12 protein-coding genes are annotated in these 10,871 nt (G+C 45.9%); 4 read left to right on the top strand and 8 right to left on the bottom strand.

Annotated elements, in window-relative coordinates; genetic code table 11:
• Positions 1-374 precede the first annotated feature (374 nt).
• From msrB to speB, 5 genes are all read right to left on the bottom strand, one after another.
• Positions 375-773, bottom strand: a complete 399-nt coding sequence (gene msrB / locus QUB04_RS30505; RefSeq protein ID WP_333290372.1) for a peptide-methionine (R)-S-oxide reductase MsrB — start codon at positions 771-773, stop codon at positions 375-377.
• A gap of 97 nt (positions 774-870) precedes the next feature.
• Complete coding sequence (modB, locus tag QUB04_RS30500; RefSeq protein ID WP_333290369.1) at positions 871-2,688, bottom strand: molybdate ABC transporter permease subunit; 1,818 nt, start codon at positions 2,686-2,688, stop codon at positions 871-873.
• A gap of 128 nt (positions 2,689-2,816) precedes the next feature.
• The gene (gene modA / locus QUB04_RS30495) at positions 2,817-3,617 is read right to left on the bottom strand and encodes a molybdate ABC transporter substrate-binding protein (protein WP_333290368.1); all 801 of its coding nucleotides are present in this window, start codon (positions 3,615-3,617) and stop codon (positions 2,817-2,819) included.
• A 134-nt stretch (positions 3,618-3,751) separates the two neighbouring features.
• Positions 3,752-4,309, bottom strand: coding sequence for a thioredoxin family protein (locus tag QUB04_RS30490; RefSeq protein ID WP_333290365.1), 558 nt, complete (start codon positions 4,307-4,309; stop codon positions 3,752-3,754).
• Positions 4,310-4,442: 133 nt separating this feature from the next.
• The gene (gene speB, locus QUB04_RS30485) at positions 4,443-5,372 is read right to left on the bottom strand and encodes an agmatinase (RefSeq protein ID WP_333290363.1); all 930 of its coding nucleotides are present in this window, start codon (positions 5,370-5,372) and stop codon (positions 4,443-4,445) included.
• 176 nt (positions 5,373-5,548) lie between these two features.
• Here speB and QUB04_RS30480 point away from each other — a divergent pair, with 176 nt between their 5' ends.
• Positions 5,549-6,472, top strand: coding sequence for an alpha/beta fold hydrolase (locus QUB04_RS30480; RefSeq protein WP_333290361.1), 924 nt, complete (start codon positions 5,549-5,551; stop codon positions 6,470-6,472).
• 42 nt (positions 6,473-6,514) lie between these two features.
• Here the strand turns inward: QUB04_RS30480 and QUB04_RS30475 are convergent, their stop codons facing one another.
• Positions 6,515-6,943 (bottom strand): DUF202 domain-containing protein, encoded by a 429-nt coding sequence (locus tag QUB04_RS30475; RefSeq protein ID WP_333290359.1) that lies wholly within the window; start codon positions 6,941-6,943, stop codon positions 6,515-6,517.
• Positions 6,944-7,059: 116 nt separating this feature from the next.
• On the opposite strand from QUB04_RS30475, the gene QUB04_RS30470 reads away from it, so the two are divergent.
• From QUB04_RS30470 to QUB04_RS30460, 3 genes are read left to right on the top strand one after another with little or no spacing between them, the layout of a single operon-like run.
• Positions 7,060-7,491, top strand: coding sequence for a transposase (locus QUB04_RS30470; protein WP_333290357.1), 432 nt, complete (start codon positions 7,060-7,062; stop codon positions 7,489-7,491).
• Positions 7,379-7,921: a transposase gene (locus QUB04_RS30465; RefSeq protein ID WP_333290355.1), complete on the top strand. Its 543-nt coding sequence runs from the start codon at positions 7,379-7,381 to the stop codon at positions 7,919-7,921. Before QUB04_RS30470 ends, QUB04_RS30465 begins: the two co-directional genes overlap by 113 nt.
• Positions 7,884-8,243: an RNA-guided endonuclease TnpB family protein gene (locus QUB04_RS30460; RefSeq protein WP_333290391.1), complete on the top strand. Its 360-nt coding sequence runs from the start codon at positions 7,884-7,886 to the stop codon at positions 8,241-8,243. Before QUB04_RS30465 ends, QUB04_RS30460 begins: the two co-directional genes overlap by 38 nt.
• Before the next feature lie 168 nt (positions 8,244-8,411).
• On the opposite strand, the gene QUB04_RS30455 is transcribed toward QUB04_RS30460, so the two are convergent.
• Both QUB04_RS30455 and QUB04_RS30450 read right to left on the bottom strand, forming a co-directional pair.
• Entirely contained in the window at positions 8,412-9,827 is a 1,416-nt protein-coding gene (locus tag QUB04_RS30455) for an LCP family protein (protein ID WP_333290353.1), read from the bottom strand.
• 104 nt (positions 9,828-9,931) lie between these two features.
• Complete coding sequence (locus tag QUB04_RS30450) at positions 9,932-10,306, bottom strand: hypothetical protein (protein ID WP_333290351.1); 375 nt, start codon at positions 10,304-10,306, stop codon at positions 9,932-9,934.
• Positions 10,307-10,871 lie beyond the last annotated feature (565 nt).

Below are 10,871 nucleotides of genomic sequence, written 5' to 3'. Positions count from 1 at the left end.
AACAGGCAAGATGCCTGTTCCACAACCGGATTTATTTTTTTTCTGTGAATGCTAGGTGAACAGGCAAGATGCCTGTTCCACAACCGGATTTATTTTTTTTCTGTGAATGCTAGGTGAACAGGCAAGATGCCTGTTCCACAACCGGATTTATTTTTTTTCTGTGAATGCTAGGTGAACAGGCAAGATGCCTGTTCCACAACCGGATTTATTTTTTTTCTGTGAATGCTAGGTGAACAGGCAAGATGCCTGTTCCACAACCGGATTTATTTTTTTTCTGTGAATGCTAGGTGAACAGGCAAGATGCCTGTTCCACAACCGGATTTATTTTTTGTGGGGAGTAGGGGTTAGGCACTCTTAGCCCGCCCTTAAAAGACTCAATCCTTGGGAACGAAATTAAGAGCAGCAGAATTCATGCAGTAACGCTGACCGGTAGGTTTCGGCCCGTCGTTAAATACGTGACCGAGATGAGCATCGCAAACAGCGCACAGTACCTCTGTTCGGCGCATGAACAAGGTGTTATCGGACTCACACTTGACATTTTCTTCGCTAACGGGAGCGTAGAAACTCGGCCAACCAGTACCGGAATCGAACTTTGTTTCAGATTTAAATAGCTCAGTACCGCAGCAAATACACTTATAACTTCCGGTTTTCTTGTTGTCGTGATATTCGCCAGTAAAAGCTCTTTCCGTTCCTTTTTTGCGGGTGACTTTAAACTGTTCTGGCGTAAGTTGTTGTTGCCATTCTGCGTCGGTTTTTTTTACTTTTTGAGTCATGATTTGATGTTTGGTTAAGATGTATTTAGCTGTTGAGTGTTGACGGTTAACTGTTAACTGTTGAGTGTTGACGGTTAACGGTATATTGCTAGTTAACTCAGGCTTCCATTAATATTAACCTAATTGGCTCGATATGAACATACCAGGGAAAAGGATTGTCCTTAATAGCCCTCCACTTTTCCTTGAAAACTTCGGCTTGCAAGTGATAATCTTGGGAATCATTGGGAGGCGAGTGCAATTTGAGATATAATGTCACCCGGTGCGGAGTTTCCACAGTCGAGGCGATCCAACAAGCAAAAGTATTTTCACGATCGCACCCGCTAACAAAACTCAGTTGATGAGCCCGAATTCCCACAGAAACTAGAGATTTGGGAATTGGTTCGACTACAGTCAGAGTACAGCCCCAGTCGATCGCCTCGACGAGTGTTTCTGCGATCGGTTTAGCGGCAGAGAAGTTCTTACAGCCAGTCAACTGGGCGACGGTGAAGTTGCGCGGGCGATCGAAAATGTTCTCTTTGGTATCAAAGGCGATCGGCTTTCCCTCCGCCAACACCAACAGATTTTTGCACACCCGGTAAACTTCCTCTAAATTGTGGCTGACAAACAAAGTAATTCCCCGATAATTAGCCAGAGTCTGCATTAACTCCTGTTCCAGTTGACTGCGTAAGTGAGTATCCAAAGCAGAAAACGGTTCGTCTAACAGTAGCAATTCTGGAGAAGGGGCGATCGCCCTCGCCAAAGCCACCCGCTGCTGTTGGCCCCCCGAAAGTTCGTGTGGGTAGCGGTTTTCCAGTCCCGACATTTGCACCGAAATTAGCTGTTCTTTTACCCGAAGTTTTTGCTCGCTTTCGGATAAATGCTGCAAGCCAAACGCAATATTTTGAGCAACAGTCAGGTGAGGAAATAAAGCATAGTTTTGAAACAAAAAACCGATGCGGCGGTCTTTAGAAGCTACATTAATGCCCTGTGCTGAGTCAAATAAAACCTTGCCGTTGACTGCAATTTTACCGCTGCTGGGAGTTTCCAAACCAGCGATGCAGCGCAGAGTCATGCTTTTGCCGGAACCCGACGCACCCAAAACTCCGAGCACTTCCGGGCCGATATCGAAGCCTACATCCAAGGCAAAGCTGGAGAGAGGTTTAAAAATGCTTAAACAAAGTCCGCTTTTGGGTTGTTGTTGGGGTTTTGTGGTAAAACTAGACGCGAATTTAGGAAGATTTGATTGCAGTCTTTGGCTAGAATTCGGTTTGGGCGATATCCTTTGTAAATCAGTCCAAAAATTAACAGCAGTTAGCACGCTCAAAGAAATACTCAGAATAATCAAAACCCAAATACCAGCTTGCCTTATATCCCCAGCTTCCACAGCAAAATAAATTGCCATCGGGATAGTTTGAGTTTGTCCGGGAATATTCCCCGCTAACATCAACGTCGCGCCGAATTCACCCAAAGCGCGGGCAAAGGCGAGAATAGTTCCTGCTAAAATTCCCGGCCATGCTAGCGGCAACATAATGCGCCAAAAGACTTGCCACTCCGAGGCTCCCAAAGTGCGGGCTGCGTTGAGAAGATTGGCATCAATTTGCTCAAAAGCTCCCAAAGCAGTTTTGTACATCAGGGGAAATGATACAACTGTGGCAGTAATGGCGGCGGCTTGCCAAGTGAAAATTATACTTAAGCCGAATTGTAGCAAGAATTGACCGATCGCCCCATTTCTCCCAAACAGCAGCAGCAGTAAAAATCCGACTACTGTGGGCGGCAAAACTAAGGGAGAAATTAAAATCCCTTCAATCAAAGCTTTACCTCTGATGCGAGTTGAAACCATCCACCGGGCGGCGGCTATTCCGAGAAAGAATGTAAAGAATGTGGCGATGGCTGATGATTTCAGAGATATCCATAATGGAGATAAGTCAAATTCCATATTTTGGATTAACTATAGGTAGTTTTAAATAATTTGTGAATGAGATTTATTTTAACGAACCGCGAAGACGCTAAGGACACGAAGGAAGAGAAGAAAGGTTTCTGAATATTTACAATTTTTACCACTAATTAACGAGCTGTACCAAATCCGTATTTCTGAAATACTATTTTAGCCCGATCGCCCCCCAAAAAGTCAACAAACGCTGTCGCAGCAGCCGGATTGCGGCTGTTTCTGATAACTGCCAGCGGATAAACAATGAGCGAATGCAAATTTTCGGCAGCCGTTAGCCGCACAGTTACTTTGTCGGAGGCTGTGGCGTCAGTCGCATAAACTATACCAGCATCAACGTTACCGCTTTCGACGAATGTCAGCACTTGGCGGACGTTATTTCCTAGCACTAATTTTGGCTGTATTTGCCCCCACAATCCAAGTTTATTTAGCATTTCCTGAGCGTATTGTCCGACAGGTACGCTCTTGGGTTCGCCGATCGCAATTTTCTTGATTCTGGCATCTGTCAACTGTTTGAAATCGCTCAAAGCAACACCGTTTTTGGGAGTAATCAAAACTAGGCGATTTGTCAGCAAATTGCGGCGCGTGTCGTTAATTAGCAGGTTAGATTGCTGCAAAGCATCCATTGGGTTGGTGGCGGCGCTGAAAAATACATCTACCGGGGCGCCTTGCTGAATTTGCTGTTCTAGAGCACCGGAAGCACCAAAATTATAAGTAATAGTAAAATTCGGATTACTGCTTTGATAAACAGTTTTGATTTCCCCTAAAGCTTTCGAGAGACTGATAGCAGCGGATACGTTTAAGGACGTTTGCTGCTGTGTTGTTGTTGGGGAAACGCTTTTAAACAAGTTCCAAGCAATCAGCAGTGTCAGCGCTACAGCGGCTGCGACGATCGAGTTGAAAATGCGTTTTCTTTCCACAAGGCTGTATTATAATTTGCCCTAGGCCGATCTACACTATCTGTAGTAGTAAGGTGCGCCGCGCACACCTTACAAGTAGATGCTGTTTGTCCAGGATTATCATCTTCTAATGACTGATGACTGCTGACTAATGACTACGATCGCCATTTGATAGAACAGCCTATTGCCTCTGTAGTTGAAGGCTCAACGGGTTGAATGTTGAGCAATTGGTCGATCGCACTCCGCAGATAAGAAACCTGCACCGCCGCCGGATCGTCAGCGTTGTCGTCAATTAAACCTTTATAGCGCAGTTTGCCGTCTTGGTCTAACAAAAAAACCTCCGGCGTTTTAGAAGCCCCAAAACTTTCAGCCACATCTTGAGCAACATCTCGGATGTACGGGAAGTTGAGTTGATTGTTGGCGGCAAAAATTTTCATATTCTCAAAACTGTCGTCGGGATACTGGTTTGCATCATTAGCATTAATCCCGATTAAAGTAACATCTCGATCTTGAAAATCTGCTTGAAGTTCTTTCATACGATTGAGATACAACTGCACGTAAGGGCAATGATTGCACATAAATATCACCGCGATCGCCCGAAATTTTTCTAAATATCGAGCTAAATGGTGAACTTCGTCGTCAACTCCCGGCAGTTCAAAATCGGGAGCGTAGCCGTTAATGGGAGTACCCGTTGTATCCATTAGTAAACTCATGTTTTCAGGAGGTGAAGAGCAGTATTGGCCAGCATGAAAGATGAAACAATCAGCACGAATAAAATTGGCTGTTGTTTAGCTTTAGCTTAATTCTAGCCTTGCCAACAGCCTATTGTGATGCGTACTTCGCGATTTATCCCTCGTCTGGCTTTAGCCAACCTTGAGCCAGAGCTTGGTATCCAATAAGTTTGTATGCTAATTTGGCGGCGGTAAATTCTGAGACTACAGAGTCTACAATAGGTGCTAATTCCATAATGTCACACCCGATTACTTCGTAGGACTCGAAGACGCGGCGCAAAAATCCGGTGAGGGAATACCAATTTAACCCGCCCGGTTCGGGTGTTCCCACCCCTGGAATTAACGTCGGATCGATGCCGTCTAAGTCGATCGTCAAAAATACTCGCTTAGTTGTTATGCTGGCAATTGCCCGATCGGCCCAATCCGGTTGAGTAGCAATTTCGCGAGCTCGAATCACGTTTAGCTGTTTTGCTTTAATTAAGTCTGCTTCTTCCTTGCAGATAGCGCGAATCCCGATTTGCAGTGTGGGCAAGCCCATATCTACAATACGTCGCATCACGCAGGCGTGGTTGTGAATCGAGCCCTCGTACTCGTGCCGCAAGTCGCCGTGGGCGTCGATTTGCACGACTGTGAAAGGTTCATCCGGGTATGCTTGGCGATAACCTTCGACAACGCCGGCAGTGATGCTGTGTTCGCCTCCGAGGGAGATCACAAATTTATTTTCGGTAACTAGCTGGTGCACTGCTGCTTGGGTGACTTGCAGCATTTCTGAGGATGAAACTGGTTGCCTGTTGCGGGTATCGGCGATCGGCTCTTGTGTATAAATTCCGACATCGTAGCAAACTTCGGAATCCAATTCTTCGTCGTAGCACTCGAGTTGATGAGAAGCTTCTAGAAGTTTGGCGGGCCCGTTTTCGCACCCCCGGCGGTAAGTGGTGGTAGCTTCGTAGGGAATTGGTAAGATAACTACTTTGGCGGTGTCGTAGTCTGGTACAATTTCCGACCCCAGAAACGGTACGACAGCAGTGGAAATGATCGTTGGCATAAGGGAAATTTTAATACAGCAAAGAAGTCAGCAGGTTTAATCGTGACATAATATCGGCTCTAACTGCAAAGTAGTCATTAGTCATTAGTCATTAGTCAGCAGTCAGCAGCTAACAATGCCCCATGCCCCATGCCCTATGCCCCATGCCCAATCTAAAATCTAAAATCTAAAATCGCATGACATCTTCTACTCCCGCTTTGTCAACACTTATTTCGCCTCAAACTTGGCTGTGGAAAGGCTTTCCCATTTGCTACCAGGCTGCGGGTTCCCAGGGGCCTGCGGTGGTATTTGTCCACGGTTTTGGTGCGTCTTGGGGCCACTGGCGCAAGAATTTGCCGGCGTTGGCTGCTGATTGTCGCTGTTATGCGATCGACCTCATCGGTTTTGGCGGTTCTGCTAAACCCGCGCCCAAACTTGAAATTGACTATACTTTTGAAACTTGGGGACAGCTAATTGCTGATTTTTGTCGGGAAGTTGCGGGCGGGCCGGCTTTTTTGGTCGGAAATTCGATCGGCTGTGTGGCAATTATGCAAGCAGCAGTGGATTTTCCCGATATTGCTTCTGGCGTAATTTTACTCAATTGTTCCCTGCGCTTGCTGCACGATCGTAAACGCGCCGAATTGCCTTGGTATCGCAGTTTCGGAGCCCCCATAGCACAAAAGGTTTTAAATGTCAAGTGGATAAGTCAATTATTTTTTAAACAATTAGCAACGCCAAAAACAGTAAAAAAAGTGCTTTTGCAAGCATATCGCCGTCCTGAAGCTGTCAGCGACGAACTGGTAAATATGCTGCTGGAACCTGCCAAAGACAGCGGCGCAGTAGAAGTATTTGTGGCATTTATCAGTTATTCTCAAGGGCCGCTACCGGAGGATTTGTTGCCGCGTTTAAGCTGTCCGGCTTTGATTTTGTGGGGTACGGACGATCCTTGGGAGCCGATCGCTTTGGGGCGAGAATTGGCAAAGTTTCCGGCTGTTGAAAAGTTTATTCCTTTGGAGGGAGTGGGCCATTGTCCCCAGGATGAAGCGCCGGAATTGGTCAATCCTATTTTACTCGATTGGATTAAAGAGCGATCGAGATTTGCCGAAAATCCGCCCCTTTAATCAACAAAGGAATAGGCACTTTAGCTAAGCGATCGGGTTAACTTAGAATTGAGAGTTTTTAGGAGTTGAAGTGGGAGTAATATTTCCGCGATCGCGCCATAGCAACAACGGAATGCTTAACGTTCCTAAAATCATTACAACTCCAGTCAGAATCCAAACTAGCACACGATTGGGGCGATAATCACCTCGCTCAATTTGCCAGAAAACTCGATTATAACGCCATGCTGCTAGGGGAATGACCGCAATCCCAAAAACGACCAGACTCAGCCCTAAAGTTTCGGAGTTGAAGAAGGGAGGGGAGGAAACTTCTTGCTGAGTCACTGTAGCTTGAAATTGACGCAGAAATAAACTGAACCGACTGATCGCCAACCCAAAACCAATTAAAGCCAGTGAAGTTCGTAACCATGCAAGAAAGGTGCGTTCATTGGCCTGATGTTCGCGCTGTCGGTCTATTTTAGCACCCTTGTTCATCAAAAAAATGGGCCTGAAACCCCGTCCTAAAAGGACGGCTTTACATGAATTTTTGTTAAGGCATACCCTTTCACACAAGACGTGCTAGTATGTGAAACAGCGTAGTTAAGGTCAGCATGACACTCAAAGCCTTCAGCTATCGATTCTACCCAACGCCGGAACAAGAAAGTTTGTTGCGACGTACTTTAGGTTGTGTTCGTTTGGTCTACAACCGTGCTTTAGCAGTAAGAACAGAAGCTTGGTACACAGAACAGAAACGAGTAGGATATGCTGAGACTTCTTCAATGTTAACCGAATGGAAGAAAACTGAAGAACTAGATTTCCTTAACGAAGTTAGCTGTGTGCCATTGCAACAATCCTTGAGACATTTGCAAACTGCCTACACCAATTTTTTTGATGGACGGGCAAAATATCCTAACTTCAAAAAGAAGCGCAATGGTGGCAGTGCAGAATTTACTTTCGTCAGCATTCAAATTCAGGGATGGGCAAGTCTACCTGGCAAAAAGCACCCAAGCGCTACCAATTCGCTGGAGCCGTACACTACCTGATGGTGCAATGCCATCGACTATTACAGTGAAGCTTGCAGCGTCGGGCAGGTGGTCAGTTTCTCTGCTGGTAGATATTGAAATTGAAAAATTACCCAGAACCGATAATCAAATTGGTATTGACCTGGGAATCACAAGCTTACTCGCTTTAAGCACAGGCGAAAAGATTGCCAATCCCAAAGGATTTAAGGCAAAGTATCGCAAGCTCGGAAAAGCGCAGAAAGCTTTAAGTCGTAAGCAAAAGGGATCGAATAACCGTTACAAAGCACGGCTTAAGGTAGCGAAAGTGCATCAAGAAATAACTGATGCAAGAAAAGATAATCTTCACAAGTTAACAACGCGGTTGGTGCGTGAAAACTTGCGCCATCGCCGTAGAAAACTTAGCTGTGAAGAATATGATCGGGAACCCCAAACTCGCTCTAGCTATAAGTGACGCGAGTTGGGGTGAATTGGTCAGACAACTTGATTACAAGTGCGATTGGTATGGTCGCACTTTAATTAAAATTGACCGTTGGTTTCCGAGTTCAAAACGGTGTGGAAATTGCGGACACATCGTTGAAAAAATGCCGTTGAATATTCGGGAATGGGACTGTCCTAGTTGTGGAACGCACCATGACCGAGATATCAACGCGGCAAAAAATATTTTGGCGGCAGGGCTTGCCGTTTCAGTCTGTGGAGCGACCGTAAGACCCCAACAGAGTAAATCTGTAAAGGCTGGTGCGAAATCCCCGTCAGGGACAGAAGCAGAAACCTAAATCGTGAGGTTTGGGAATCCTCGCCCTTATAGGGCGGGGTGGATGTCAACACCAAAAAATATAGTATCGGTAAATCGACAAAAAAGCGATCGCCTCCATCTCTACCAACAGAAAAGAAGAGGACACAGCAATGCTGTGTCCCTACAAATACCCCTGTTAAAATCCAGTTTAAAAAGACTTAGCCGCACTGCCGGACTGAGCCTTTTTGTCCAACCAATCCTTACCCAATCTAATTGTCACGTCGGACTGCAAAGAACCCGTACTCTCAACCAGCACATCTCCAAAACCCAAAAACTGGCGAATTGCTTGAGCACCTTTAAGATCGCCCTGTTGAGCTACTAGAGTAGTTACCTCCAGCGGTTCGGGCCAAGCTTTATAAACCTGAACATTCCGATAACCGGCTTGAGTCAAATTATTGACAAAAGCTTCAACAGCCGATGGATCTCCGGTACTATCTTGAATCGCCACCTTCAGAAAAGTCGAATCAGCATTCTCAATTTGCCAAGTATTTTGGCCGAAGTCAAAATGTTCGGCCACCATAGTTTCGATGGCATATTGGTCTGGCAACCAAAAACTTGACTTGTAGTCCTTAGAATCGCTAAATTTGCCGGGAACCATCAACATCTGCACGCCCGCGCGATCGGTTTGAGTAGCAAAACCCGCCAAAGCCACCAATTCTTCTATACTCAAATTCGTGTCCAGGTGAGACTGAATCACCGATAAAATCTTCGGTAGTCGAGACAGCAAACCTACATTTACTTCCTGTTCCACAAAAGCCCGCATCAACAATTGTTGGCGCTGCACCCGCCCGATGTCACCCAAATCGTCGTGTCGGTAAAGCAAATATTGCACGATTTGTTCGCCGTTTAGCTTCTGCTTGCCAGCCTTTAAATCTATATATAAATGCTGACTATGATCGGTATACTTCATGTCTTTAGGGACATTAATAGTAATGCCGCCCAGGGCATCGACCAAACTTTTGATACCATGAATATTAACTGTGACATAGCGGTCAATTCCCACACCGCCCAGGAGTCCGCTGACTGACTTCGCTGACGAAGCTGGGCCCCCGTGGTAATTAGCTTCGTTTATTTTCACCTCCCCTCTACCTTCAACATAGGTGCGGGTGTCTCGCGGAATGGAAAGCACGCTTAACTTTTTATTTTGAGGGTCAAACCTAACCAACAGCATGGTATCGGTTAAGCCCTTAAATGAGTTTTCCCAAACCTCGTGTCCGACATTTTTGTTGACACTTCCTTCGATGTCAGAGGTCAGAACTTTAAGTCCTAAAACTAAAATATTAACTGGCCGAGTCAGCTCCGGCATCTTCATGTTGAGCTTTGCCATGTCGCCTTGAGAAAATACTGCTGCTTCTTCAGGGCTCAACTTTTGTTGCTGAAGCGGCGTTGTAGAAAGGGAGACGGCTAGCAATGCTCCGGCTGTGGCTGAGAGCATTGCTACTCCAGCCAAACCAAAACCAAAACCCAGCCAGCGGCCTCGATGGGGCTGGGAAGCTTTTTTGGTTGCAGGTTGAGCAGTTGATTGTTGGATAGGGTCTTGATTAGGAATTTTTTGAGCTGGCACTGGCTTCCTCACACACAACAAAAATAAAAAAGATAATGGCAATATGTAGTATCAAGCTGAAGACGCACTCAATCAATAGGGTAGGGGCTTAAAAGAACCCTAAATTATGATAAATGTTTGCCCACCACTTGCTCGGCTACGCGGCTAATTCCGGGCAACCATAGCGGTTGACGCTTCCAGAGGCGAACCATCAGTCCCAGAGCAACGATGAAATAGCTGGTTGTTAGCAGGCTACTCATTAATAACATGGGAAGTGTCGGAGATTCCGCAGAAATCGCTCCAGCTTCTAAAAGAATATGTCCTAAGAGCCAACTAAAAGCAAGGGCAATTGCCAAGCGGCTGATGGCTTTGCGTTCGGGACTACCCTTACGGCGGTAAAGAGTCCACAGGGCGGGGAAAAAGCCGATGACTGGGATCATTAATACAAACAGACTGGCACGATCGAGTTCAGGATTTTCTAAGGGATCTGTATTTTTCATAAAAAAACTCGGTAAGTGGCAAACTCAGCGACTTCAGTCCTGAGAGGAAAACGACTCGGCGATTTCAATCGCCTTGAATCTTTCCCCTTTCGGGTTGGAGGGGTATGGTTGCCCCTCCGATGAGGTATGGTTGCCTCAGTCTCCCTTGCGGGGTAATGTTCGCCTCGACCTGGTTATAAAGGCTTGTTAGACCTGCGACACTGTTTCAGTGACTTTAAAACTGTTTAATCGCAGGTGACAGAGCCCAAAACTGGCGGATCATTCGCCGGTGTCGTGACCTAAATAACGTCTCCTCTTGCGAGGGGTCTGGTCAGCATAGCTTGCTCGATTTCTCTTACAAGCGAGCGTGGCTTTAGCCCGCTCGTTACTGACAATTCGGTACTCAAAATTTGCAGAAGGTCAGATTTTCCACACAACTTATTTGTTAGAGGGAAAATTTATATCCTAAACCAAAATTCGGATAGCAGGGCTGGGCGCGATCGCCAAACTTGTCTAATTACTAGAAACGCCTTTATTGGAGTAAAGCGGAGTTAATTGACGCATATTGATAACCATCTTGTTTGTG

Origin of the sequence: Microcoleus sp. D2_18a_B4 (assembly GCF_036702475.1) — a bacterium.
In the GTDB taxonomy this organism is placed as follows: domain Bacteria; phylum Cyanobacteriota; class Cyanobacteriia; order Cyanobacteriales; family Microcoleaceae; genus Microcoleus.
Note: the sequence above shows the minus strand (reverse complement) of the source record. Positions and strands in the feature narration are given on the sequence as shown.

Coding starts and splice junctions, on each gene's coding strand:
- QUB04_RS30465 (WP_333290355.1), top strand. CDS start 7,379: ATGGTGGCAGTGCAGAATTTACTTTCGTCAGCATTCAAATTCAGGGAT.
- msrB (WP_333290372.1), bottom strand. CDS start 773: ATGACTCAAAAAGTAAAAAAAACCGACGCAGAATGGCAACAACAACTT.
- QUB04_RS30475 (WP_333290359.1), bottom strand. CDS start 6,943: ATGAACAAGGGTGCTAAAATAGACCGACAGCGCGAACATCAGGCCAAT.
- QUB04_RS30470 (WP_333290357.1), top strand. CDS start 7,060: ATGACACTCAAAGCCTTCAGCTATCGATTCTACCCAACGCCGGAACAA.
- QUB04_RS30490 (WP_333290365.1), bottom strand. CDS start 4,309: ATGAGTTTACTAATGGATACAACGGGTACTCCCATTAACGGCTACGCT.
- QUB04_RS30480 (WP_333290361.1), top strand. CDS start 5,549: ATGACATCTTCTACTCCCGCTTTGTCAACACTTATTTCGCCTCAAACT.
- speB (WP_333290363.1), bottom strand. CDS start 5,372: ATGCCAACGATCATTTCCACTGCTGTCGTACCGTTTCTGGGGTCGGAA.
- QUB04_RS30450 (WP_333290351.1), bottom strand. CDS start 10,306: ATGAAAAATACAGATCCCTTAGAAAATCCTGAACTCGATCGTGCCAGT.
- QUB04_RS30460 (WP_333290391.1), top strand. CDS start 7,884: ATGATCGGGAACCCCAAACTCGCTCTAGCTATAAGTGACGCGAGTTGG.
- modB (WP_333290369.1), bottom strand. CDS start 2,688: ATGGAATTTGACTTATCTCCATTATGGATATCTCTGAAATCATCAGCC.